The organism is Pseudomonas sp. GW822-FHT06D10, from assembly GCF_058799535.1.
In genome coordinates this window covers 745935-769249 of sequence record NZ_JBXALN010000004.1, presented here as the reverse complement: position 1 = coordinate 769249, position 23315 = coordinate 745935, and the positions used below count along the sequence as shown (strand labels likewise).

General features: G+C 62.1%; 21 protein-coding genes and 4 tRNA genes. 20 read left to right on the top strand and 5 right to left on the bottom strand.

Annotated elements, in window-relative coordinates:
• Positions 1–68: 68 nt before the first annotated feature.
• A complete protein-coding gene (locus AC1RL5_RS17340; protein WP_011060374.1) occupies positions 69–959 on the bottom strand; it encodes a LysR family transcriptional regulator in 891 nt (296 codons plus the stop codon).
• 153 nt (positions 960–1112) lie between these two features.
• On the opposite strand from AC1RL5_RS17340, the gene leuC reads away from it, so the two are divergent.
• The 7 genes from leuC to AC1RL5_RS17305 all read left to right on the top strand — a co-directional run bounded on the left by leuC (position 1113) and on the right by AC1RL5_RS17305 (position 10349).
• On the top strand, positions 1113–2531 hold the full coding sequence (leuC, locus tag AC1RL5_RS17335) for a 3-isopropylmalate dehydratase large subunit (RefSeq protein ID WP_072451535.1): 1419 nt from the start codon (positions 1113–1115) through the stop codon (positions 2529–2531).
• A 10-nt stretch (positions 2532–2541) separates the two neighbouring features.
• Positions 2542–3186 carry a 3-isopropylmalate dehydratase small subunit gene (gene leuD / locus AC1RL5_RS17330; RefSeq protein ID WP_011060376.1) on the top strand — a complete coding sequence of 215 codons (645 nt, stop codon included), beginning with the start codon at positions 2542–2544 and terminating at the stop codon, positions 3184–3186.
• Positions 3187–3280: 94 nt separating this feature from the next.
• Positions 3281–4045, top strand: a complete 765-nt coding sequence (locus AC1RL5_RS17325) for a class I SAM-dependent methyltransferase (protein WP_492589819.1) — start codon at positions 3281–3283, stop codon at positions 4043–4045.
• Between the two features lie 51 nt (positions 4046–4096).
• Positions 4097–5179 (top strand): 3-isopropylmalate dehydrogenase, encoded by a 1083-nt coding sequence (gene leuB, locus AC1RL5_RS17320; protein WP_093406154.1) that lies wholly within the window; start codon positions 4097–4099, stop codon positions 5177–5179.
• A gap of 54 nt (positions 5180–5233) precedes the next feature.
• Positions 5234–6346 (top strand): aspartate-semialdehyde dehydrogenase, encoded by a 1113-nt coding sequence (gene asd, locus AC1RL5_RS17315; protein ID WP_015634899.1) that lies wholly within the window; start codon positions 5234–5236, stop codon positions 6344–6346.
• A 180-nt stretch (positions 6347–6526) separates the two neighbouring features.
• Positions 6527–7537: an aspartate-semialdehyde dehydrogenase gene (locus tag AC1RL5_RS17310; protein WP_072451533.1), complete on the top strand. Its 1011-nt coding sequence runs from the start codon at positions 6527–6529 to the stop codon at positions 7535–7537.
• A 205-nt stretch (positions 7538–7742) separates the two neighbouring features.
• Complete coding sequence (locus AC1RL5_RS17305) at positions 7743–10349, top strand: FimV/HubP family polar landmark protein (RefSeq protein ID WP_492589816.1); 2607 nt, start codon at positions 7743–7745, stop codon at positions 10347–10349.
• Between the two features lie 77 nt (positions 10350–10426).
• Here the strand turns inward: AC1RL5_RS17305 and AC1RL5_RS17300 are convergent, their stop codons facing one another.
• Positions 10427–11086: a M24 family metallopeptidase gene (locus AC1RL5_RS17300; protein ID WP_492589814.1), complete on the bottom strand. Its 660-nt coding sequence runs from the start codon at positions 11084–11086 to the stop codon at positions 10427–10429.
• Positions 11087–11318: 232 nt separating this feature from the next.
• On the opposite strand from AC1RL5_RS17300, the gene truA reads away from it, so the two are divergent.
• The 12 genes from truA (at position 11319) to AC1RL5_RS17240 (ending at position 20733) form a co-directional block, all read left to right on the top strand.
• The gene (truA, locus tag AC1RL5_RS17295; RefSeq protein ID WP_072451530.1) at positions 11319–12143 is read left to right on the top strand and encodes a tRNA pseudouridine(38-40) synthase TruA; all 825 of its coding nucleotides are present in this window, start codon (positions 11319–11321) and stop codon (positions 12141–12143) included.
• A gap of 61 nt (positions 12144–12204) precedes the next feature.
• A complete protein-coding gene (locus tag AC1RL5_RS17290) occupies positions 12205–12837 on the top strand; it encodes a phosphoribosylanthranilate isomerase (RefSeq protein ID WP_072451529.1) in 633 nt (210 codons plus the stop codon).
• A 259-nt stretch (positions 12838–13096) separates the two neighbouring features.
• Positions 13097–14017, top strand: a complete 921-nt coding sequence (accD, locus tag AC1RL5_RS17285; protein ID WP_019094939.1) for an acetyl-CoA carboxylase, carboxyltransferase subunit beta — start codon at positions 13097–13099, stop codon at positions 14015–14017.
• Positions 14014–15321 (top strand): bifunctional tetrahydrofolate synthase/dihydrofolate synthase, encoded by a 1308-nt coding sequence (folC, locus tag AC1RL5_RS17280; protein WP_093406144.1) that lies wholly within the window; start codon positions 14014–14016, stop codon positions 15319–15321. Before accD ends, folC begins: the two co-directional genes overlap by 4 nt.
• Positions 15305–15964, top strand: a complete 660-nt coding sequence (locus AC1RL5_RS17275) for an SPOR domain-containing protein (RefSeq protein WP_015634906.1) — start codon at positions 15305–15307, stop codon at positions 15962–15964. Before folC ends, AC1RL5_RS17275 begins: the two co-directional genes overlap by 17 nt.
• Positions 15965–16062: 98 nt before the next feature.
• A complete protein-coding gene (locus AC1RL5_RS17270) occupies positions 16063–16620 on the top strand; it encodes a CvpA family protein (protein WP_019094938.1) in 558 nt (185 codons plus the stop codon).
• Between the two features lie 41 nt (positions 16621–16661).
• Positions 16662–18167 (top strand): amidophosphoribosyltransferase, encoded by a 1506-nt coding sequence (gene purF, locus AC1RL5_RS17265; protein ID WP_011060388.1) that lies wholly within the window; start codon positions 16662–16664, stop codon positions 18165–18167.
• Positions 18168–18203: 36 nt separating this feature from the next.
• The gene (locus AC1RL5_RS17260; protein WP_492589811.1) at positions 18204–19415 is read left to right on the top strand and encodes an O-succinylhomoserine sulfhydrylase; all 1212 of its coding nucleotides are present in this window, start codon (positions 18204–18206) and stop codon (positions 19413–19415) included.
• Positions 19412–20188: an SDR family oxidoreductase gene (locus AC1RL5_RS17255; RefSeq protein WP_492589810.1), complete on the top strand. Its 777-nt coding sequence runs from the start codon at positions 19412–19414 to the stop codon at positions 20186–20188. Before AC1RL5_RS17260 ends, AC1RL5_RS17255 begins: the two co-directional genes overlap by 4 nt.
• 154 nt (positions 20189–20342) lie before the next feature.
• Positions 20343–20418, top strand: a tRNA-Val gene (locus tag AC1RL5_RS17250).
• Between the two features lie 59 nt (positions 20419–20477).
• Positions 20478–20554 (top strand) — tRNA-Asp (locus tag AC1RL5_RS17245).
• A 102-nt stretch (positions 20555–20656) separates the two neighbouring features.
• A tRNA-Asp gene (locus tag AC1RL5_RS17240) sits at positions 20657–20733 on the top strand.
• Positions 20734–20741: 8 nt separating this feature from the next.
• Here AC1RL5_RS17240 and AC1RL5_RS17235 read toward each other — a convergent pair.
• The gene (locus AC1RL5_RS17235) at positions 20742–20888 is read right to left on the bottom strand and encodes a hypothetical protein (RefSeq protein ID WP_155246649.1); all 147 of its coding nucleotides are present in this window, start codon (positions 20886–20888) and stop codon (positions 20742–20744) included.
• Positions 20889–20937: 49 nt separating this feature from the next.
• A complete protein-coding gene (locus AC1RL5_RS17230) occupies positions 20938–22221 on the bottom strand; it encodes an NAD(P)/FAD-dependent oxidoreductase (RefSeq protein ID WP_072451525.1) in 1284 nt (427 codons plus the stop codon).
• A gap of 187 nt (positions 22222–22408) precedes the next feature.
• Between AC1RL5_RS17230 and AC1RL5_RS17225 the strand changes: the two genes are divergently transcribed.
• Positions 22409–22485 (top strand) — tRNA-Val (locus AC1RL5_RS17225).
• 144 nt (positions 22486–22629) lie between these two features.
• Here AC1RL5_RS17225 and catB read toward each other — a convergent pair.
• Entirely contained in the window at positions 22630–23265 is a 636-nt protein-coding gene (gene catB, locus AC1RL5_RS17220) for a type B chloramphenicol O-acetyltransferase (RefSeq protein WP_072451722.1), read from the bottom strand.
• Positions 23266–23315: the final 50 nt, after the last annotated feature.

The window sequence follows — 23315 nt, the reverse complement described above, 5'->3', positions numbered from 1 at the left end:
AGCTGAGTCATTCGTCGGGTGCGGGATACTCATGGCGCTGCAGCGTGGCACGGGCGATACCCGGAGTGTTATGCCGGGTTCCCTGGCCAATCGACTTGTGCATCCAGTAAGGCCATGAAAGCCCGCGCAGCGTTCGAAAGTGTCCGTTCGGTATGCAGGATATAGCCTAGCTGGCGGTGCAGCTGTATGCCCGGTAAAGGAATGCGCGCCACCTGGTCGTCGAGCATGGTGCGTGGCAGCACGCTCCAGGCCAGGCCGATGGACACCATCATCTTTATAGTTTCCAGATAGTTAGTACTCATGGCGATGTTCGGCGTCAGGCCCTGGGCTTCAAACAGGCGTTGGACAATATGGTGGGTAAAGGTATTGCCGCCGGGGAAAACCGCGGGATGCAGGGCAATATCCGCCAGGCTCACCTGGCCGCTGCTGACCAGCGGGTGTTCCGGCGCGGCGACGAAGTCCAGCGGGTCGTCCCAGACCGCAGTGGCCTTGACCAGGGAGTGGGGCTCGGGGGCCAGGGTGATCACTGCCAGTTCGGCGCGGCCATGGAGGATTTCCTCGTAGGCCACTTCGGAGTCGAGGAACTGGATGTCCAGGGCCACTTGCGGGTAGCGCCGGGTGAAGGCCCGCAGCAATGGCGGCAGGCGGTGCAGACCAATGTGATGGCTGGTGGCCAGGGTCAGGCGCCCACTGACTTCGCCGGTGAGGTTGGTCAGGGCGCGGCGGGTGTCATCCAGCACATTGATGATCTGGTAGGCCCGGGGTAGCAGGGCACGCCCGGCCTCGGTCAGGCCGATCTCCCGCCCCAGGCGGTCGAACAGCCGCACGTTGAGTTGCTGCTCCAGGCCGGCGATGCGTTTGCTGATGGCTGGCTGGGTCAGGTGCAGGCGTTCGCCGGCGCCGGAAAAGCTGCCGGTCTCGGCGATGGCTATAAAGGCGTTGAGGTTGGCCAGGTCCATAGTTGCATTCCAGTTGGTTATCCAAAGCATGAAAAATATGAATTTGAGTTATTTAATCTAACGCCATAGGATCGGCCTCACAAGCCAAAGGGTTATTGATCGGCGCACGATCGGAGCCCGGGGCATAGAAACAAGCTGATGAGGAATGGTCCGATGGCCGGCAAGACGCTCTACGACAAGCTCTGGGATTCGCATTTGGTCAAGCAGCGCGACGATGGTTCGGCGCTGATCTATATCGATCGTCACATCATCCACGAAGTGACCTCGCCGCAAGCCTTCGAAGGCCTGCGTCTGGCCGGGCGCAAGCCATGGCGCATCGATGCCAACATCGCCACCCCGGACCACAACGTACCGACCACGCCGGAGCGCAAGGGCGGGATAGAAGCGATCGCCGACCAGGTTTCCCGCCTCCAGGTGCAGACCCTCGACGACAACTGCGATGAATACGGCATTGTCGAATTCAAGATGAACGACGTGCGCCAGGGCATCGTCCACGTGATCGGCCCGGAGCAGGGCGCCACCTTGCCGGGCATGACCGTGGTCTGTGGTGACTCCCACACCTCGACCCACGGTGCTTTCGGCGCCCTGGCCCATGGCATCGGCACCTCCGAGGTAGAGCACGTCCTTGCCACCCAGTGCCTGGTGGCCAAGAAAATGAAGAACATGCTGGTGCGCGTGGAAGGCACCTTGCCTTTCGGCGTGACCGCCAAGGACATCGTCCTGGCCGTGATCGGCAAGATCGGCACCGCCGGCGGTAACGGCCATGCCATCGAGTTCGCCGGTAGCGCGATTCGCGAGCTGTCCGTCGAAGGCCGCATGACCATCTGCAACATGTCCATCGAAGCCGGTGCCCGTGTCGGCCTGGTGGCGGCGGACGAAAAGACCGTGGCATACGTCAAGGGACGTCCGTTCGCCCCCAAGGGCGCCGAATGGGACTTGGCCGTCGAGGCCTGGAAGGACCTGGTGTCCGATGCCGACGCCGAGTTCGATACCGTGGTCGAGCTCGATGCCGCACAGATCAAGCCGCAGGTCAGCTGGGGTACGTCCCCGGAAATGGTCCTGGCGGTGGATCAGAACGTACCGGACCCGGCCAAGGAAATGGATCTGGTCAAGCGCGATTCCATCGTCCGCGCCTTGAAGTACATGGGCTTGAGCGCCAACCAGGCGATCACCGACATTCAGTTGGACCGCGTCTTCATCGGCTCCTGCACCAACTCGCGGATCGAAGACTTGCGCGCCGCCGCGGTCATCGCCAAGGGCCGCAAAGTGGCTTCCACCATCAAGCAGGCGATCGTGGTGCCGGGCTCGGGCCTGGTCAAGGCGCAGGCCGAATCGGAAGGCCTGGACAAGATCTTCCTCGAAGCCGGTTTCGAATGGCGTGAGCCGGGCTGCTCGATGTGCCTGGCGATGAACCCGGACCGCCTGGAGTCCGGCGAGCATTGCGCCTCGACCTCGAACCGCAACTTCGAAGGGCGCCAGGGTGCCGGTGGGCGTACCCACCTGGTCAGCCCGGCCATGGCCGCCGCCGCCGCTGTCAGCGGTCGTTTCGTCGACGTCCGTGAATTGATCTAAGGAGCGCAGCATGAAAGCTTTCACTCAGCACAATGGTTTGGTCGCGCCTCTGGATCGTGCCAACGTCGACACCGACCAGATCATCCCCAAGCAGTTTCTCAAGTCGATCAAGCGCACCGGCTTTGGCCCCAACCTGTTCGACGAATGGCGCTACTTGGACGTGGGCCAGCCCTACCAGGACAACTCCAAGCGCCCGTTGAACAAGGATTTCGTGCTCAACGCCGAGCGTTACCAGGGTGCCAGCGTGTTGCTGGCCCGGGAGAACTTCGGTTGCGGTTCCAGCCGCGAGCACGCGCCGTGGGCCCTGGAGGAGTACGGTTTTCGCAGCATCATCGCGCCCAGCTACGCCGACATCTTCTTCAACAACAGCTTCAAGAACGGCTTGTTGCCGATCATCCTGAGCGACGCTGAAGTCGACGAGCTGTTCCAGCAGGTCGAGGCTACTCCGGGCTACCAATTGCGCATCGACCTCCAAGCGCAGACCGTGACCCGCCCCGACGGCAAGGTGCTGAAGTTCGAGATCGATGCCTTCCGCAAGCATTGCCTGCTCAACGGTCTGGACGACATCGGCCTGACCCTGCAGGACGGCGACGCCATCGCCGCCTTCGAGGCCAAGCATCGCGCCAGCCAGCCCTGGCTGTTCCGCGACGCCTGATTGCCTGATCGACGGCAAGCCGGCCCCTACGGATGGCGTTGTAGGAGCTGGCTTGCCAGCGAACGCCGTTTCCCTTGCCCAAAAGGATCGCCCCATGACCAGCAACGCCCACAGCCAGGTAGTACAGAAGCAATTTGGCGAGCAGGCTTCGGCTTACCTGAGCAGCACCGTGCACGCTCAGGGTGCCGAATTCGCCTTGCTGCAGGCCGAGGTGGCAGGCAAGGGCGCAGCCCGGCTCCTGGACCTGGGTTGCGGTGCCGGCCACGTCAGCTTTCATGTCGCGCCGCAGGTCAGGGAAGTGGTGGCCTACGACCTCTCCCAGCAGATGCTGGATGTGGTGGCAGGGGCGGCGCAGGAGCGCGGGCTGGGTAACATCCGCACCGTACTGGGCGCCGCCGAGCGCCTGCCGTTCGCCTATGGCGAGTTCGACTTCGTCTTCAGCCGTTACTCGGCCCACCATTGGAGCGATCTGGGCCTGGCCCTGCGGGAAGTGCGCCGGGTCCTGAAGCCGGGCGGCGTGGCGGCGTTCATCGATGTCTTGTCGCCGGGCAGTCCGCTGCTGGACACTTACCTGCAAAGCGTCGAAGTGCTGCGCGATACCAGCCATGTGCGCGATTATTCGGCGGGTGAATGGCTGCGCCAGGTCAGCGAGGCCGGCCTGCACACCCGCAGTACCAGCCGCCAGCGCTTGCGCCTGGAGTACAGCTCCTGGGTCGAGCGCATGCGCACTCCCGAGCCGTTGCGGGTGGCGATCCGCCAGTTGCAGCAGGCAATGGGTAACGAAGTGCGTGAATATTTTGAGATTGCCGCCGATGGTTCGTTCAGTACAGATGTACTGGTGCTGTGGGCCGAGCGATAGACTTTTTCCGGGTGCGCCTGCGGGCGTGCCGACAGAGCAAACGAGGAACGCATGAGCAAGCAGATTCTGATTCTCCCCGGTGACGGTATTGGCCCGGAAATCATGGCCGAGGCGGTCAAGGTCCTGGAATTGGCCAACGACAAGTACAGCCTGGGCTTCGAGCTGAGCCACGACGTGATCGGCGGTGCGGCCATCGACAAGCACGGTGTGCCCCTGGCCGATGAGACCCTGGATCGTGCCCGGGCCGCCGATGCGGTGCTGCTGGGCGCCGTGGGCGGCCCGAAGTGGGACAAGATCGAGCGTGACATCCGCCCTGAGCGCGGCCTGCTGAAGATTCGTGCGCAACTGGGCCTGTTCGGCAACCTGCGCCCGGCGATCCTCTACCCGCAATTGGCCGATGCTTCGAGCCTGAAACCGGAAATCGTCTCCGGCCTGGACATCCTCATCGTTCGGGAGCTGACCGGTGGCATCTACTTCGGCGCGCCACGGGGCACCCGCGAACTGGAAAACGGAGAACGCCAGTCCTACGACACCCTGCCGTACAGCGAGAGTGAAATCCGCCGTATTGCCCGGGTCGGCTTAGACATGGCCCGCGTGCGCGGCAAGAAGCTGTGCTCGGTGGACAAGGCCAACGTCCTGGCGTCCAGCCAACTGTGGCGTGAAGTGGTCGAGCAAGTGGCCAAGGACTACCCGGATGTCGAGTTGAGCCACATGTACGTGGACAACGCCGCCATGCAACTGGTGCGTGCGCCGAAGCAGTTCGATGTGATCGTCACCGACAACATGTTCGGCGATATTCTTTCCGACGAAGCCTCGATGCTCACCGGTTCCATCGGCATGCTGCCGTCGGCGTCCCTGGACGCCAACAACAAGGGCATGTACGAGCCATGCCACGGTTCGGCGCCGGACATCGCCGGGCAGGGCATTGCCAACCCGCTGGCGACCATCCTCTCGGTGTCGATGATGTTGCGCTACAGCTTCAACCTGACCGAGGCCGCGGACGCCATCGAGCAGGCCGTGAGCCGGGTCCTGGACCAGGGTTTGCGCACCGGCGACATCTGGTCGGCCGGTTGCACCAAAGTCGGTACGCAGGAAATGGGCGATGCAGTAGTCGCCGCGCTGCGGAATCTGTAATCTTTCGGGCCCACTGCACAGACAGTGGCCCACTTTTGTATAGGTGTAGTTGCGATGAAACGTGTAGGTCTGATCGGTTGGCGCGGTATGGTCGGTTCCGTGCTCATGCAGCGGATGCTGGAAGAGCAGGACTTCGATCTTATTGAACCGGTGTTTTTCACCACTTCCAATGTCGGTGGCCAGGGGCCGTCGGTGGGCAAGGATATTGCTCCGCTGAAGGACGCCTACAGCATTGAAGAGTTGAAAACCCTCGACGTGATTCTGACCTGCCAGGGTGGCGACTACACCAGCGAAGTCTTCCCCAAGCTGCGCGAAGCGGGTTGGCAGGGCTACTGGATCGATGCCGCATCCAGCCTGCGCATGGAAGATGACGCGGTGATCATCCTCGATCCGGTGAACCGCAAGGTCATTGACCAGCAGCTGGATGCGGGCACCAAGAACTACATCGGCGGCAACTGCACCGTCAGCCTGATGCTGATGGGCCTGGGCGGCCTGTTCGAAGCCGGCCTGGTGGAGTGGATGAGCGCCATGACCTATCAGGCCGCCTCCGGCGCCGGCGCGCAGAACATGCGCGAGCTGATCAAGCAGATGGGCGCCACCCACGCTGCCGTCGCTGATGAACTGGCCAACCCGGCCAGTGCCATCCTCGACATCGATCGCAAGGTGGCCGAGGCCATGCGCAGCGATGCCTACCCGACCGAGAACTTCGGCGTGCCACTGGCCGGCAGCCTGATTCCATGGATCGACAAGGAGCTGCCTAACGGCCAGAGCCGTGAAGAGTGGAAGGCCCAGGCCGAGACCAACAAGATCCTCGGTCGCTTCAAGAGCCCGATCCCGGTGGACGGCATCTGCGTGCGCATCGGCGCCATGCGCTGCCACAGCCAGGCGCTGACCATCAAGCTCAACAAGGATGTGCCGATCGCCGATATCGAAGGGCTGATCAGCCAGCACAACCCTTGGGTCAAGCTGGTGCCGAACCAGCGTGATATCAGCATGCAGGAGCTGAGCCCGACCAAGGTCACCGGCACCCTGAACATTCCGGTGGGCCGCCTGCGCAAGCTGAACATGGGCTCGCAGTTCCTGGGCGCCTTCACTGTCGGCGACCAGTTGCTGTGGGGGGCGGCCGAGCCGCTGCGCCGCATGCTGCGGATCCTGCTGGAGCGTTGATTCTCTGAGCGCTTGAAATAGCCCGCCCCTTGCACAAGGCGCGGGCTTTTTCATGCCCACCGCAGGAGTGGGCTTGCCCGCCAAGAGTGCTTCGTTCCAGCCACAGCTCCCCCCGCGAATTGCCTCGCCACCCCGTGCCGGGTAAAGTGCCGCTCCCCCCGTTTCGCCTGAGGTAGCACCATGACTCCTTCCCTTGATATTGCCGTGATCGGTGCCACCGGTACTGTCGGCGAAACCCTGGTGCAGATTCTGGAAGAACGTGACTTCCCCGTTGCCAACCTGCACCTGCTGGCCAGTAGCGAGTCGGCCGGTCATTCGGTGCCGTTCCGCGGCAAGAACGTGCGGGTGCGTGAAGTCGACGAGTTCGATTTCAGCAAGGTCCAGCTGGCGTTCTTCGCGGCCGGCCCGGCGGTGACCCTGAGTTTTGCCCCGCGTGCCACGGCGGCCAACTGCGCGGTGATCGATCTTTCCGGTGCCTTGCCTTCGGCCCAGGCGCCCAATGTCGTTCCCGAAGCCAATGCCCAGGTGCTGGCCGGCTTGAAAAAACCATTGCAACTGAGCAGCCCGAGCGCTTCGGCTACCGCCCTGGCCGTGGCGCTGGCGCCGTTGCAAGGCTTGCTGGACATCCAGCGGGTCAACCTGACCGCCAGCCTGGCGATCTCCAGCCAGGGCCGTGAGGCCGTCAGCGAACTGGCCCGGCAGACGGCCGAACTGTTGAATGTGCGCCCCATGGAGCCACGCTTTTTCGATCGGCAAGTGGCCTTCAACCTGCTGGCCCAGGTCGGCACTCCAGACGCCCAGGGCCATACCCTGCTGGAAAAGCGCCTGGTCCGGGAGTTGCGCGAGGTGCTGGGGCAGCCTTTATTAAAGATTTCTGTCACTTGCATTCAAGCGCCGGTATTTTTTGGCGATAGCTATAGCGTGACTCTGCAGTCAGGCAGCGCCGTTGACCTGGCGGCAGTCAATGCGGCGCTGGAAGCGGCCCCCGGCCTGGAGCTGGTGGAGGCGGGCGACTATCCGACTGCCGTGGGTGACGCCGTGGGCCAGGATGTTGTCTATGTGGGGCGGGTTCGTTCCGGGGTCGACGACCCGACGGAACTGAATCTGTGGCTGACCTCGGATAACGTACGCAAAGGTGCGGCCTTGAACGCTGTGCAGCTGGCTGAATTGTTGATAAAAGACCTGCTGTAAAAGATACTTGGCAACAATTTGCAGAATGAATCTAGCCGGGCGCTATGCTTGGCAAGTTGCTGGAGGTGAGTGGCCGTCAGGTGCTCCCGGGGCATGCAAGAAATAATCGCGCGTCGTGGTCGTTGATGGTCCCGCGCAATGCCTGTTGGCAGCCGCTACAAAACCTTCTCGCTGGCCGAGGAATGTTCAAACAAAGGATGAGGCTATGGTTCAAGTTCGCAAACTGGTGTTAGCAATAGCGGCCGCCTCGGCGCTGTCCTCCGGTATGGCGCAGGCGCTTGGGCTTGGGGAGCTGACCCTGAAGTCGAGTCTGAACCAGCCTCTGGTAGCAGAAATCGAATTGCTCGATGTCAAGGACCTCACTGCCGCCGAGGTAGTGCCCAGCCTTGCGCCGGCAGAAGAGTTCGCCAAGGCCGGCGTTGATCGCCAGGCCTTTCTCAACGACCTGCGTTTCACCCCGATTCTCAATCCCGGCGGCAAGAGCGTGCTGCGGGTGACCTCGAGCCAGCCGCTGTCGGAGCCGATGGTCAAGTTCCTGGTGCAGGTGATGTGGCCCAACGGCCGCCTGCTGCGCGACTACAGTGTGCTGCTGGACCCTTCGAAATTCTCCCCGCAGGCCGCCGCCGCTGCGCAGAGCGCGCCAGTGGGCGCCCCGGCGGTGAGTGCCCCGGTCACCCGCGCCAACAAGTCCGGCAAGCCGGAGCAGTACACCACCTCGGCCCGTGACACCTTGTGGGAAATCGCCGCCAAGAACCGCAACGGTGCCTCGATCCAGCAGACCATGCTGGCGATCCAGGCGCTGAACCCGGATGCCTTTATCGATGGCAACATCAATCGGCTGAAGACCGGCAAGGTGCTGCGCCTGCCCGATGTGGTGCAGAGCACCGCGCTGCCGCAGCCCAAGGCAATTGCTGAAGTGGCGGCGCAGAATGCTGCCTGGCGCCAGGGCCGCCGTGCCGGTGCCCGTGGCCAGCAGCAGGTGGACGCGACTCGTCGCGCCGGTGCCGACAAGGCGCCCAAGCAGGTCAACACCAAGGACAACCTGAGCCTGGTGTCCGCTGAGAACGGCAAGACCCGGGGCAAGGGCGCGGCCGGCGATGCCAAGGCGCTGAACAACAAGCTGGCGGTGACTCAGGAAAGCCTCGACGCAACCCGTCGTGACAACGCCGAGCTCAAGGAGCGCATGGCGGACCTGCAAAGCCAGCTGGACAAGCTGCAGCGCCTGATCGAATTGAAGAACAACCAGTTGGCCAAGATGCAGGCCGAGGGCGCAGGTACTGCGGTACCTAATGCCCAGCCAGCTCCGGCAATGCCAGCTGAGTTGGTGGCCAAGCCCGAAGCGCCAGCCCCAGTGGTGGCGCCAGCGGCCCCGGCCAGCGAGCCGGCTGCCAAGCCTGCTGAGGATGCCGTTCCCGCCAAGAGCGACGAGGATAAATACTCCGATCTGCTGTCCAACCCGATCCTGCTGGGGCTGGTGGGTGGCGGTGCGGTATTGGCCTTGTTGCTGCTGTTGCTGTTGCTGGCTCGTCGCCGCAAGGCTCAGCAGGAAGCGGAGAAGCACTTGCGCATGGCGCGGGCACTGTCGGAGGAAAGCGATTTCACCGAGGAAATGGACCTGCCGGAAAGCAGCTTCGAAGGCCTTGAGGTTCCAGCCCCAAGCGTTAATCTCGCTCCAGCTCCAGCTCCAGCTCCAGCTCCAGCTCCAGCTCCAGCTCCAGCTCCAGCGCCGGTGGCGGCGCCCGCTCCGGTAGTCCCGGTCGAGCGGGCCACCGATGTGCTGGGCCAGGCTCAGAATCACATCGATGCCGGCCGCCTGAACCAGGCCGCGGCGATTCTCGAAGAAGCGGTCAAGTTGGAGCCGCAACGCAGTGATCTGCGCCTGAAGCTGATGGAGGTCTACGCGCATCAGGGTGACCGCAGCGCCTTTGTCGCCCAGGAACGGCAGTTGGTGGCCAATGGCGATAACCACGCTCAGGTCGAGCAACTGAAAAGTCGCTTCCCGGCAATGGTCGCGGTAGCGGCGGCAGCTGGCCTGGCCACTGCGGCCGTGGCAGCCGAACTGGATGCCGAGTACGTCAAGGAGCTGCTGCAGGACGAGCCGCCAGCGCCTGAGCCGGCTGTTCCGGTAGAAGGCCTGGATGCGGATTTTGACCTGAGCCTGGATGACCTGGAGGCGGCTTCGCCGGCAGTGCTCACCCCTGAACCTGAAACCGAGCTGGAAGACTTCCCGCTGGATGACGACCTGAGCTTTGGCTCGGTGCTCGAGCAGCAGCTTGCTCCCGAGGAAAACCTGGACGACCTGGGTGATTTCGATCTGGACCTGGGGGCTGATCTACCGGCGGCGAAGCCGAGCGATGAAGATTTCCTGCTGAGCCTGGACGACGACCTCAAGGACCTGCCGGCAGGCGACGTGCCTACCGTCACCGACCCGGCCCTGGACGACCTGGACCTGTCGGCGGACTTCGATCTGTCCCTGGCCGATGAGCTGGATGCTGGCGCGGACTCCAAGGACGCCTTCACTTCCGAGCTGGATGATGTCAACGCTGAACTGGACCGTCTGAGCCAGAGCCTTGATCAGCCGGAGCCGGCGATCCCCAGCTTCACTGCCGAGGATGCCGCAGCAGCGCCTGATGAGGCGGACTTCGACTTCCTCTCCGGCAGCGACGAGGTGGCCACCAAGCTCGATCTGGCCCAGGCCTATATCGATATGGGGGATAACGACGGTGCGCGGGACATCCTCGGTGAGGTGCTGAACGAAGGTAACGAAGGGCAGAAGAGCGAAGCCCAGGAGATGTTGGGGCGACTGGCCTGAAGCAACCTGATGCTTGAACAGAACGGCAGCCGATGAGGCTGCCGTTTTTGTTGGTGGCGCTGCGGTGGCGGTGAGGCTCAGGCCAGCAGGTCTTCGTAAAAGGCGCCGAAGGGCCGGGTAGGGTGGGCGATCTGGATTTCCAGGATCCACAGACCCACTTGCGGGCAGGCGGCGAAATCTCCCAGGTCCCCGGCGCGGTAGATGGCGTGGGGAAAGTCGCTGACCCGATGGCCCTTGATATCCAGATTGAGTACCCAGCCCATGGCTCGGGCCTGTTCCTGTGCGTAGCGATAGAGTTCAGGGCCAGCCACCTGGTGGCTCTGCCAGTGGTCGTGGACCTGGTCGAACAGGCTTTTCGCCGCGGCGGCACAGGCATGCATTTCAGCGTCGTCGCCGACCACGAACGTCGCCCCGCAATCACCTTCATGGCGATCCCAGACTACGCCCAGGTCGATGAAGAACAGATCGTTTTCCTGGAGTAGCGGATCGCCATCGGAGCGTTGCTTGAAGGTTTTCAGGGTATTGGCTCCAAAGCGGATCAGCAGCGGATGCCAGATTCGCTCCATACCCATCTCCCGCAGGACTTGCAGGCCCATTTCCCTGGCGGCGGATTCCTGCATGCCCGGCTTGACCTGCAGGGCGATCTGCCCGATGGCCTCCCAGGTCATGCGCTTGGCATGGAGCATGCCCTCCAGGCTGTAGGCCAGGCCTACGGCTTCTTTGCTGGTTGCGATCATTCATCGGTTCTCGATCAGGGGGGGGGCTTTGTTGTTTTCGATATATAAAAAACTATATAGCGTTTGCCTGGGGGCGGATGCAATCGCCCTGTGGGCGGCTGTATGGCTGATCAATCTGCAAACAAAGCCCGACAGCCCGTGGCGTCTATTATCTACGGCCCTATAATGAGCGCCTTTGCGCATATCAGCAGGCTGTAAGTTCTTGGCAAATATAGATAACCCGGCCGCCGAAATGGCAGCCGAAGGCTTTTCCCGAATCGCCCTGGGTGTGGAATACAAGGGCTCGCGCTACCGCGGCTGGCAGCGTCAGGCCTCCGGTGTGCCCAGTGTCCAGGAAACCCTGGAGAAGGCCCTGTCCCGGGTCGCGGATTCTCCGGTGGTGGTGTCCTGTGCCGGACGCACCGATGCCGGGGTGCATGCCTGCGGGCAGGTGGTGCATTTCGATACTCAGGCCGTGCGTTCGATGAAGGCCTGGGTGATGGGGGCCAATATCAATTTGCCCCATGACATCAGCGTCAGCTGGGCCAAGGAGATGCCCGCGCATTTTCACGCACGGTTCAAGGCGATCGCCCGGCGTTACCGTTATGTGATCTACAACGATCAGATCCGTCCAGCCCATCTCAACGAAGAAATCACCTGGAACCACCGGCCGCTGGATATCGAGCGCATGGCCCAGGGCGCCGCGTTCCTGGTGGGCACCCATGATTTCAGCGCGTTCCGGGCCGGGCAGTGCCAGGCCAAGTCGCCGATCAAGGAGATCCATCACCTTCGAGTCACCCGGCACGGCAAGATGATCGTCCTGGATATTCGTGCCAGCGCCTTCCTGCATCACATGGTGCGCAACATCGCCGGGGTGCTGATGACCATCGGTGCCGGCGAGCGGCCGGTGGAGTGGGCGCGAGAAGTGCTGGAAAGCCGGATCCGGCGTACCGGCGGCGTCACCGCCCATCCTTTTGGTCTGTACCTGGTGCAGGTCGAATACAAGGACGAGTTCCAGTTGCCCGAGCGATACATCGGGCCACATTTCCTCAGCGGATTCTCGGAACTTGACGGCTGACGCCCGGAAAAGCATTTGCTACCATCCGGGACTTTCCGGATTTGCCCCCGAGGTTCATGACATGCCAGCTGTTCGCAGCAAGATCTGCGGGATTACCCGCATAGAAGATGCGCTGGCAGCAGTGGCGGCGGGGGCCGATGCCATCGGCCTGGTGTTCTATGCCAAGAGCCCGCGGGCGGTGAATGTGCAGCAGGCGCGGGCAATCATCGCCGCCTTGCCGCCGTTCGTGACCAGCGTTGGCCTCTTCGTCAATGCCAGTCGTTGCGAGCTGGGGGAGATCCTCGACGCCGTACCGCTGGACTTGCTGCAGTTTCATGGCGATGAGTCGGCGGCTGATTGCGAGGGCTATCACCGGCCCTATATCAAGGCGTTGCGGGTCAAGGCCGGGGATGACATCGCGGCGGCCTGCCTGGCCTATCCGCGGGCCAGCGGGATTCTGCTGGATACCTATGTCGAAGGCGTGCCGGGTGGAACCGGCGAGGCGTTCGACTGGTCCCTGGTTCCTCAGGGGCTGAGCAAGCCGATCATTCTTGCCGGTGGCCTCACGCCAGATAACGTGGCGGCAGCCATCGCCCGGGTGCGCCCGTATGCGGTGGATGTCAGCGGCGGGGTGGAGCAGGGCAGGGGCATCAAGGACCCGGCAAAGATTCAGGCATTTATGCAGGCAGTGCGTCGCAGCAACGAGTCGATGTGACGGCTGGCAGTCTGCCGCCGTCCATAACACCACTGTACAAAACAGGCAGGCGTCGCCTTCAGGCGGGGTCGGAATCGAGTGGCAACCGCTCTGGAGCGGGTTGTCGGGATGGCTGAGGAAAGGTTCGTTGCAGGCAGGTCGAGCCCGGTGCTGACCGCGGCAGCGAACTGATCATCGCCGCACACATGAATTTAGCTCAAGGGCATACGCGGGGCTGCGAACCAGAGCGTTCGGGCCGCCGGTACTGGAGAAAGAAAGCATGAGCAACTGGTTAGTAGACAAACTGATCCCTTCGATCATGCGTTCCGAGGTGAAGAAAAGCTCGGTGCCTGAAGGTCTTTGGCACAAGTGCCCATCCTGCGAGGCGGTGCTCTATCGTCCGGAGCTGGAAAAGACCCTGGATGTTTGCCCCAAGTGCAACCACCACATGCGCATCGGTGCGCGTGCCCGTATCGATATCTTCCTCGACGCCGAAGGTCGTGCCGAACTGGGCGCTGACCTGGAGCCAGTGGACCGTCTGAAGTTCCGCGACGGCAAGAAGTACAAGGACCGCCTGACCGCTGCGCAGAAGCAGACCGGCGAGAAAGATGCGCTGATCTCCATGAGTGGCACCCTGCTGGGCATGCCGGTGGTGGTCTCGGCTTTCGAATTTTCCTTCATGGGGGGCTCCATGGGCGCCATCGTTGGCGAGCGTTTCGTGCGTGCCGCCAACTATGCTCTGGAAAATCGCTGCCCGATGATCTGCTTCTCCGCCTCCGGTGGTGCGCGGATGCAGGAAGCCCTGATCTCTCTGATGCAGATGGCCAAGACCTCCGCGGTACTGGCGCGTCTGCGTGAAGAAGGCATCCCGTTCATCTCTGTGTTGACCGACCCGGTCTACGGCGGCGTTTCCGCCAGCCTGGCGATGCTGGGCGACGTGATTGTCGCCGAGCCAAAAGCCCTGGTGGGCTTCGCCGGTCCTCGAGTGATCGAGCAGACCGTGCGGGAAAAACTGCCTGAAGGTTTCCAACGCAGTGAGTTCCTGCTGGAGCATGGTGCGATCGACATGATCATTTCCCGTCAGGAGCTGCGTCCGCGCCTGGGCAACCTGCTGGCCCAGCTGATGGGCCTGCCGACGCCGGAATTCGTCGCGGCACCGGTCGAGCCGATCGTGGTGCCGCCGGCTCCAGCAAACCTATGACCCAACGTACCCTGGGCGAATGGCTCGCCTACCTCGAGCAGTTGCACCCCTCGGCCATCGACATGGGGCTGGCGCGCTCGCAGCAGGTAGCGTCCCAGATGGGGCTGGGCAAGCCGGCGCCCCGGGTGGTCACGGTCACCGGTACCAATGGCAAGGGCTCTACCTGCGCTTTTGTCGCTTCCCTGCTGCGGGCCCAGGGCCTGCAGGTGGGGGTCTACAGTTCGCCGCACCTGCTGCGTTATAACGAGCGGGTGCAGATCAATGGCGTCGAGGCCACTGACGAGCAGTTGTGCGAAGCCTTTGCTGCGGTAGAGGGGGGGCGCGGCGAAGTCACCCTGACTTACTTCGAGATGGGCACTCTGGCAGCGTTCTGGCTGTTTCAGCAGGCGGCGCTGGATGCCGTGGTCCTGGAGGTGGGGTTGGGTGGCCGCCTGGATACGGTCAATCTGGTGGATGCCGACCTGGCGCTGGTGACCAGTATTGGTGTCGATCACATCGAATACCTGGGCGATTCCCGCGAATCCGTGGCCTTCGAGAAGGCCGGGATCTTTCGTCCTGGCGCTCCGGCGCTATGTGGCGACCTGGATCCGCCGCAACCCTTGCTGGACAAGGCGCGGGAGCTGGGCTGCCCGTTTTTCCTGCGGGGGCGGGACTTTGATCTTGGGGTCACTGACCAGCATTGGCAGTGGCGTGGCCTGGATGCCCAGGGCAAGCCGGTCGAGCTGCAAGGCCTGCCATTGCTGGATCTGCCTATGGAAAATGCCGCTCTGGCGTTGCAGGCCTATCTGCTCACCGGTTTGCCATGGCAGCCGGAGCGGATCAGCGCAGCCTTGCGCCAGACCCGGGTTACCGGGCGTCTGGATCGCCGGCAGGTCGACTGGCAGGGCAAGCGCCTGAACCTGCTGCTGGACGTCGGTCACAACCCCCATGCCGCCCAGTACCTGGCTGAGCGCCTGGCGCGCCGGCCTGTGCCGGGCAAGCGTCTGGCGGTGTTCGGGCTGCTGGCGGACAAGGATCTGGAGGGCGTGATTGGCTGCCTGAAAGGGGCGGTCCGGCACTGGGCGGTAGCGCCTCTGGACACGCCGCGGGCGCGCCCGGTGGAGGATTTGCAGCAGGCTCTGGAGAACCTTGGTGCTCCGGTAGCGTCCTATTCCAGTGTGGCTGCCGCGCTGGAAGCGCAATGCGCGCAAGCCACTGCAGATGACGAAATTCTGCTGTTCGGTTCTTTTTATTGTGTTGCCGAGGCGCTTGAGTGGCTCGCCCGGCGCTCCACGGAGGAAGCTGCACATGGCAATGCTGGATAACGTCTACAAGCAGCGAATGGTCGGAGCACTGGTGTTGGTGGCCTTGGCGGTGATCTTTCTGCCAATGCTGTTCTCGCGCGAGGATGAGCAGCGTCATGTGACGGTGGATGTGCCGTCGGCGCCGCAAGCCGCGGCCATGCCGCAGGTCCAGGTCGAGCCGGTGGTTGTGCCTGAGCCTCAGGTGCTGCCCGAGGGCTCTGTGCCAGCCGACGAGCACGAACCTGTGGTGCAACAAGCGCCATCGACCCCGATCGCACCGGCCCCGGTGGTGGCTCCTGCTCCGACCGTGGCCAGCAAGCCTGCGCCTGTGGCCAAGCCTGCGCCGACACCGGCTCCGGTTCCGCCGCAGCCCGTGGCCAGTGCCAAGCCCGATACCAGCCAGAGCCGGGTCGATGCCAATGGCCTGTCCGTCAGTTGGTCGGTGCAACTGGCCAGTCTGTCGAGCCGTGAAAGCGCGGAAAACCTGCAGAAAACCCTGCGCAGCCAGGGTTATAACGCCTATATCCGTTCCGCCGAAGGCAAGAACCGGGTATTTGTCGGGCCGCTGATCGAGCGCGCCGAAGCTGATCGCCTGCGTGATCTGCTGGGGCGTCAGCATAATCTCAAGGGCTTCGTGGTGCGCTTCCAGCCAGAGCGTGGCTGAGGCTATCCGCTTGATTTTAAAAGCACAGTGAATCGCAGCTTACCGACAGCCAAGCGCTCTGTTAAAATGCGCCGCCTTATCCGTCTGTAGGCTGCACTGTGCCATTTACCTGGGTTGACTGGGCGATCGTTGCAATAATCGCCATCTCCGCTTTGATCAGCTTGAGCCGCGGTTTCGTCAAAGAAGCCTTGTCGTTGCTTACCTGGATCATCGCAGGAGTCGTTGCCTGGATGTTTGGTGGCTCACTGTCCGAGTACCTCGGCGGTTATATCGAAACTCCCTCGGCTCGCGTGATCGCGGGCTGCGCAATCATGTTTGTCGCCACCTTGCTGGTGGGGGCAATGGTCAACTATCTCATCGGCGAGTTGATTCGCGTCACCGGCCTCTCCGGGACCGATCGATTCCTCGGCATGGCTTTCGGCGCTGCGCGTGGCGCGCTGCTGGTGGTCGTGGCGATCGGGCTCCTGAGCCTGGGGCCGGTACAGCAGGATTCCTGGTGGCAACAGTCGCGACTGGTGCCACAATTTCTATTGGTTGCAGACTGGTCCAAGAACCTCATATTGGGGTGGAGCAGTCAGTGGCTGGCCAGCGGTATCAGCGTACCCGCTGAAATACCGTTCAAGGAGCACCTCTTACCGGCCAAAACGCCTCAGTAAGATGGGTTCAGTTCAGTTTCATTAAGTAGGGGTTGCGTCGCATGTGTGGCATCGTCGGTATCGTCGGTAAGTCGAACGTCAATCAGGCGCTGTATGACGCGCTAACCGTCCTCCAGCACCGCGGCCAGGACGCTGCCGGTATCGTGACCAGCCATGATGGCCGGTTATTCCTGCGCAAGGACAACGGCCTGGTGCGTGATGTGTTCCAGCAGCGGCACATGCAGCGCCTGGTAGGCCACATGGGCATCGGCCATGTCCGCTATCCAACCGCGGGCAGCTCGACCTCGGCCGAGGCTCAGCCGTTCTACGTCAACTCGCCTTACGGCATCACCCTGGCGCACAACGGCAACCTGACCAATGTCGAGCAGTTGGCCAAGGAGATCTACGAGTCCGACCTGCGCCACGTCAACACCAACTCCGACTCTGAAGTGCTGCTCAACGTGTTCGCCCACGAGCTGGCCCAGCGCGGCAAGTTGCAGCCTACCGAGGAAGACGTGTTTGCCGCCGTCACCGACGTGCACAACCGTTGCGTGGGTGGCTACGCGGTGGTGGCCATGATCACCGGCTACGGCATTGTCGGTTTCCGTGACCCCCACGGTATCCGTCCGATCGTCTTCGGCCAGCGTCATACCGACGAAGGCGTGGAATACATGATCGCCTCGGAAAGCGTTTCCCTGGATGTGCTGGGCTTCACCCTGATTCGCGACCTGGCTCCGGGCGAAGCGGTCTACATCACTGAAGAGGGCAAGCTCTACACCCGCCAGTGCGCCACCAACCCGCAACTCACGCCGTGCATCTTCGAGCACGTATATCTGGCCCGCCCGGATTCGATCATTGATGGCGTCTCGGTGTACAAGGCGCGCCTGCGCATGGGCGAGAAGCTGGCAGAGAAGATCCTGCGCGAGCGCCCTGAGCACGATATCGACGTGGTGATCCCGATTCCGGATACCAGCCGCACTGCGGCGCTGGAGCTGGCGAACCATCTGGGGGTCAAGTTCCGCGAAGGTTTCGTCAAGAACCGCTACATCGGTCGTACCTTCATCATGCCGGGCCAGGCGGCGCGGAAGAAATCCGTACGCCAGAAGCTCAATGCGATCGAACTGGAATTTCGCGGCAAGAACGTGATGCTGGTGGACGACTCCATCGTCCGTGGCACCACCTGCAAGCAGATTATCCAGATGGCCCGTGAAGCGGGCGCGAAGAACGTCTACTTCTGCTCGGCTGCACCTGCCGTGCGTTACCCGAACGTGTATGGCATCGACATGCCGAGCGCCCACGAGTTGATCGCCCACAATCGTTCGACCCAGGACGTGGCAGACCTGATCGGCGCCGACTGGCTGATCTACCAGGACTTGCCGGACCTGATCGAGGCGGTCGGTGGTGGCAAGATCAAGATCGAGAACTTCGACTGCGCGGTGTTCGACGGCAAGTACGTTACCGGCGACGTCGACGAGGCCTACCTGAACAAGATCGAGAACGCTCGTAACGATGCGTCCAAGGCCAAGACCCAGGCGGTCAGCGCCATCATCGATCTGTACAACAACTGATCCGAGCATTTTAAGAAGACATTAGGAGTAGGCGGCATGAGTCAGGATTGGGATGCCGGTCGGCTGGACAGCGACCTTGAAGGCGTAGCGTTCGATACCCTGGCGGTGCGCGCCGGCCAACACCGCTCGCCGGAAGGCGAGCACGGTGACCCGATGTTCTTTACCTCCAGCTATGTGTTCCGCACGGCCGCCGATGCGGCGGCGCGGTTTGCTGGCGAAGTGCCGGGCAACGTCTATTCGCGCTATACCAACCCCACGGTGCGTTCCTTCGAAGAGCGCATCGCGGCGCTGGAAGGGGCTGAGCAGGCTGTGGCGACCGCCACTGGCATGGCGGCCATTCTCTCGGTGGTCATGAGCCTGTGCAGCGCCGGCGATCATGTGCTGGTGTCGCGCAGTGTGTTCGGCTCCACCATCAGCCTGTTCGAGAAGTACTTCAAGCGCTTTGGTGTTGAAGTCGATTACGTGCCCCTGGCGGACCTGTCCGGCTGGGATGCGGCGATCAAGAGCAATACCAGGCTGCTGTTCGTCGAGTCGCCCTCCAATCCGCTGGCCGAGCTGGTGGATATCGCCGCGTTGGCGGAGGTGGCCTATGCCAAGGGCGCAATGCTGGTGGTGGATAACTGTTTCTGCACTCCGGCCTTGCAGCAGCCGTTGAAGCTGGGGGCGGACGTGGTGGTGCATTCGGCGACCAAGTTCATCGACGGCCAGGGTCGTTGCATGGGCGGCGTGGTGGCCGGGCGCAGCGAGCAGATGAAAGAAGTGGTGGGTTTCCTGCGTACCGCGGGGCCGACCCTGAGCCCGTTCAACGCCTGGATCTTCCTCAAGGGCCTGGAAACCCTCAACCTGCGGATGCGTGCTCATTGTGCCAATGCCCTGGCCCTGGCTGAGTGGCTGGAGCAGCAGGATGGCGTCGAGAAGGTGCACTACGCAGGCCTTGCCAGCCATCCGCAGCACGAACTGGCCAAGCGTCAGCAGCGTGGTTTTGGCGCGGTGGTGAGTTTTGAGGTCAAGGGCGGCAAAGAGGGCGCCTGGCGCTTTATCGATGCCACGCGACTGATCTCCATTACCGCCAACCTCGGCGACAGCAAAACCACCATCACCCATCCGAGCACCACGTCCCACGGGCGCCTGGCGCCTCAGGAGCGTGAAGCGGCGGGCATTCGCGACAGCCTGATCCGCATTGCGGTGGGGCTGGAGGACGTGGTCGACCTGCAAGCCGACCTGGCTCGCGGCCTGGCAGCCTTGTGATCGAGTTGTCCACGCCCCAGGGCGGCGGCAACGGGCGTGTCGCGCTGGTGACCGGCGCGGCCCGGGGTATCGGCCTGGGTATTGCTGCCTGGCTGATCAGCGAAGGCTGGCAGGTGGTGTTGACCGACCTCGATCGTGAGCGCGGCTCCAAGGTGGCTAGGGTGTTGGGTGAAAGTGCCTGGTTCATCACCATGGACGTGGCCGATGAAGTGCAAGTGGCCCAGGGGGTGGCTGAGGTGCTGGGGCAGTTCGGGCGCCTCGACGCCCTGGTCTGCAATGCCGCTGTGGCTGACCCGCACAACATCACCCTGGAAAGCCTGGATCTGGCCTACTGGAATCGGGTCATGGCGGTGAACCTGGGCGGGCCGATGCTGCTGGCCAAGCACTGTGCGCCGTATTTGCGCGCCCATGGCGGCGCCATCGTCAATCTGGCCTCTACCCGCGCCAGGCAATCGGAGCCTGACAGCGAAGCCTACGCGGCGAGCAAGGGGGGGCTGCTGGCCTTGACTCATGCCCTGGCGATCAGCCTGGGGCCGGAGATTCGGGTCAATGCGGTAAGCCCCGGCTGGATCGATGCCCGGGATCCTGCGGCGCGTCGCGCAGAGCCATTATCCGATGCCGATCATGCCCAGCATCCGGCAGGCAGGGTAGGGACGGTGGAAGATGTGGCCTCCATGGTGGCCTGGCTGCTCTCCCGCAATTCGGGCTTTGTCACCGGCCAGGAATTCGTGGTGGACGGTGGCATGACCAAGAAAATGATTTATCAGGAATAAGGGTGGTAGCGAGTTTGTGGCTGCAAGCCCAAGAGGAGCGCCTCTGGCTCTTGGTGCGAAGTTTCTGCTTGCTGCTGTTTTTGAAAAAAACTTCAAGCCTGCTATTGACTTAGCTTCGTTACCTGCGTAAATTTCGCGGCCTCAGCGAAGCAAAGGGTGATTAGCTCAGCCGGGAGAGCGTCTGCCTTACAAGCAGAATGTCGGCGGTTCGATCCCGTCATCACCCACCATTCCCTGAGTCTCTTTCGCAAGAAAGAGGGAAGCTTCCAAGGAAGCCTCCAACCGACGCGCAGCGGTAGTTCAGTCGGTTAGAATACCGGCCTGTCACGCCGGGGGTCGCGGGTTCGAGTCCCGTCCGCTGCGCCATATTTTCCAAGTCGGGTTCGCCTGGCTTGAGATTGAGGAAGCCTCGAAGCTCTTCAATCAGATGATTTAAACGGTTCACATGGACGCAAGTCCAAGCGATACGCAGCGGTAGTTCAGTCGGTTAGAATACCGGCCTGTCACGCCGGGGGTCGCGGGTTCGAGTCCCGTCCGCTGCGCCATATCAGCCTCAAGGATCACTGAACGCCTTGAAGCAACGAAACAAGCCAACAGCTTGTTTCGCATCGATAGCAAAGACCCTGGTCGCAAGACCGGGGTTTTTTGTTTTCGGGATTCGCTCTTTGGCAGCGTCTTTTGCTTGCTGCTGATCGAACACAAAAAAACCGCCTGCTCGGCGGTTTTTTTGTGCTTGTGAGGTTTGGCTTTCAGAAGCCGAGCTTGTCCCGAAGGCTGTAGTACCAAGCGCCCAGGGCGGTGAATGGCGTGCGCAGCAACTGGCCGCCGGGGAAGGGGTAGTGAGGCAGGTCGGCAAAGGCGTCAAAGCGCTCAGCCTGGCCGCGCAGGGCCTCTGCCAGGACTTTCCCGGCCAGGTGGGTGTAGGTCACGCCGTGGCCGCTGCAGCCTTGGGAGTAGTAGATATTGTCCCCCAGGCGCCCAACCTGGGGCAGGCGCGACAGCGTCAGCAGGAAGTTGCCGGTCCAGGCGTAATCGATCTTCACGTTCTGCAGTTGCGGAAAGGCCTTGAGCATCTTCGGTCGGATGATGGCCTCGATGTTCGCCGGGTCGCGGGCGCCATACACCACGCCGCCACCGAAAATCAGGCGCTTGTCGCCGGAGAGACGGTAGTAGTCCAGCAGGTAGTTGCAGTCTTCGACGCAGTAATCCTGGGGCAACAGGCTGGCTGCCAGCTCATCGCTCAGGGGTTCTGTGGTGATGACCTGGGTTCCGCAAGGCATGGACTTGGCTGCCAGCTCCGGAACCAGATTGCCCAGGTAGGCATTGCCGGCAATGATGATGAATTTGGCGCGGACCTTTCCTTGGGGCGTGTGGACCACCGGATTGGCGCCGCGCTCGATGCGGATTGCCGGGGACTGCTCATAGAGGGTGCCGCCCAGCGACTCCACGGCAGCCGCTTCACCCAGTGCCAGGTTCAGTGGATGGATGTGGCCGCCGCTCATGTCGAGCATGCCGCCCTTGTATTGATCGCAGGCCACGATTTCGCGGATACGCCGCTCATCCAGCAATTCCAGCTGGGTGTGGCCATAGCGCTCCCACAGGCGCTTCTGCGACTCCAGATGACCCATCTGCTTGCTGGTCAGCGCTGCGAATACACCGCCGTCCTTCAGATCGCACTGGATCTTGTATTTGGCCACCCGTTCACGAATGATCCGGCCACCCTCAAAGGCCATCTGCCCCAGCAATTGTGCCTGCTTGGGGCCGACGCTGCGTTCAATCACGTCGATATCGCGGCTGTAGCTGTTGACGATCTGCCCGCCATTGCGCCCTGAAGCGCCAAAGCCGACCTTGGCGGCCTCCAGTACGGTCACACGAAAGCCGTTTTCCAGGAGGAACAGGGCGCTGGACAGGCCGGTATAACCCGCACCGATCACGCAGACATCGGTTTCAATCTCGCTTTGGAGCATCGGACGTTCCGGAGCCGCATTGGCCGATGCCGCGTAATAGGACTGTGGGTAGGGAATGTTCGCCATCCTGCGACCTCATGTGTTTAATATATTTTACGAGTGCGCCGATGCTACCTGAGTTGCAAATGAGCTGCCAGACAGAAGAAAAAACTTCTTCATCCCGCGAAAATTAAAAAATTCGCATATTCATAGGCTTAGCTGCAAAAAAGGTGTTGACACCCCTTTGGAATTCCGTAGAATGCCGCCTCACAGCAGGCACGTAGCTCAGTTGGTTAGAGCACCACCTTGACATGGTGGGGGTCGTTGGTTCGAGTCCAATCGCGCCTACCAAACAAAATCCGCTCTGCTGGGCGGTCTAGAAGGGGTTCACCGAAAGGTGAGCCCCTTTTTTGTTTCTGGCCATTTTGATGGCTTTGCACGATCCGCCAAGAAGCCCACTGGCATTGCAGCGCTCACTGCGATCTTGGCCAGTGATCAGTCGGGGCGGATGTGCTCCTGCCAATGTTCAAACAGCGCCTCGACATTGGCACTGGTCATCAGTGGCATCACTGCTTTCAACTGCTCGCTGCTCCAGTTCCACCACTGCATTTCCACAAGCATTTCGATACGCCGATCATCGAAGCGCTTGCGAATCGTCTTGGCGGGGTTACCGCCGATGATTGCGTAGGGCTCCACGTCCCGTGTCACCAGGGCTCGAGTGCCTATCACGGCGCCATCGCCAATCCTGATGCCCGGCATGACAATGGCTTCGGAACCGATCCAGACGTCATTGCCGATCACCGTGTCGCCTGCGGCTTGATATCCATTCTGCGCGCCCGCGAAGACCGGCTCCTCGGGCATCCAGTAGAGCGGAAAGGTGCTGATCCACTCGCTTCTATGCCCCTGGTTGCCAGCCATGATGAATGCGGCTCCCGAGCCGATTGAGCAGAAGGAGCCGATTATCAGCTTGTCCGCGCCTTCCTCGTGGGGCAGGTAACGCGCGCACTCATCGAAACTATGGCCGTGGTAGTAGCCTGAGTAGTAGCTGAAACGACCTACTCGAATATTCGGGTGGGTGACTTGCCGATCAAGCGTGATGCCCTTGAAGGGGCTTTCGAAGTAGTTGTTCATCGGGACTCTGCTCCATGTCTTCAGCGTCCTCTGCATTTGCCGCATCGGTC

What these genes read in the sequence shown, in the direction of transcription:
- AC1RL5_RS17275 (WP_015634906.1), top strand. Translation starts at nt 15,305, where the DNA reads ATGGCAATGCTGGATAACGTCTACAAGCAGCGAATGGTCGGAGCACTG.
- AC1RL5_RS17340 (WP_011060374.1), bottom strand. Translation starts at nt 959, where the DNA reads ATGGACCTGGCCAACCTCAACGCCTTTATAGCCATCGCCGAGACCGGC.
- AC1RL5_RS17325 (WP_492589819.1), top strand. Translation starts at nt 3,281, where the DNA reads ATGACCAGCAACGCCCACAGCCAGGTAGTACAGAAGCAATTTGGCGAG.
- leuB (WP_093406154.1), top strand. Translation starts at nt 4,097, where the DNA reads ATGAGCAAGCAGATTCTGATTCTCCCCGGTGACGGTATTGGCCCGGAA.
- accD (WP_019094939.1), top strand. Translation starts at nt 13,097, where the DNA reads ATGAGCAACTGGTTAGTAGACAAACTGATCCCTTCGATCATGCGTTCC.
- leuC (WP_072451535.1), top strand. Translation starts at nt 1,113, where the DNA reads ATGGCCGGCAAGACGCTCTACGACAAGCTCTGGGATTCGCATTTGGTC.
- AC1RL5_RS17260 (WP_492589811.1), top strand. Translation starts at nt 18,204, where the DNA reads ATGAGTCAGGATTGGGATGCCGGTCGGCTGGACAGCGACCTTGAAGGC.
- AC1RL5_RS17310 (WP_072451533.1), top strand. Translation starts at nt 6,527, where the DNA reads ATGACTCCTTCCCTTGATATTGCCGTGATCGGTGCCACCGGTACTGTC.
- folC (WP_093406144.1), top strand. Translation starts at nt 14,014, where the DNA reads ATGACCCAACGTACCCTGGGCGAATGGCTCGCCTACCTCGAGCAGTTG.
- purF (WP_011060388.1), top strand. Translation starts at nt 16,662, where the DNA reads ATGTGTGGCATCGTCGGTATCGTCGGTAAGTCGAACGTCAATCAGGCG.
- AC1RL5_RS17230 (WP_072451525.1), bottom strand. Translation starts at nt 22,221, where the DNA reads ATGGCGAACATTCCCTACCCACAGTCCTATTACGCGGCATCGGCCAAT.
- truA (WP_072451530.1), top strand. Translation starts at nt 11,319, where the DNA reads ATGGCAGCCGAAGGCTTTTCCCGAATCGCCCTGGGTGTGGAATACAAG.
- catB (WP_072451722.1), bottom strand. Translation starts at nt 23,265, where the DNA reads ATGAACAACTACTTCGAAAGCCCCTTCAAGGGCATCACGCTTGATCGG.
- AC1RL5_RS17290 (WP_072451529.1), top strand. Translation starts at nt 12,205, where the DNA reads ATGCCAGCTGTTCGCAGCAAGATCTGCGGGATTACCCGCATAGAAGAT.
- AC1RL5_RS17300 (WP_492589814.1), bottom strand. Translation starts at nt 11,086, where the DNA reads ATGATCGCAACCAGCAAAGAAGCCGTAGGCCTGGCCTACAGCCTGGAG.
- leuD (WP_011060376.1), top strand. Translation starts at nt 2,542, where the DNA reads ATGAAAGCTTTCACTCAGCACAATGGTTTGGTCGCGCCTCTGGATCGT.
- asd (WP_015634899.1), top strand. Translation starts at nt 5,234, where the DNA reads ATGAAACGTGTAGGTCTGATCGGTTGGCGCGGTATGGTCGGTTCCGTG.
- AC1RL5_RS17305 (WP_492589816.1), top strand. Translation starts at nt 7,743, where the DNA reads ATGGTTCAAGTTCGCAAACTGGTGTTAGCAATAGCGGCCGCCTCGGCG.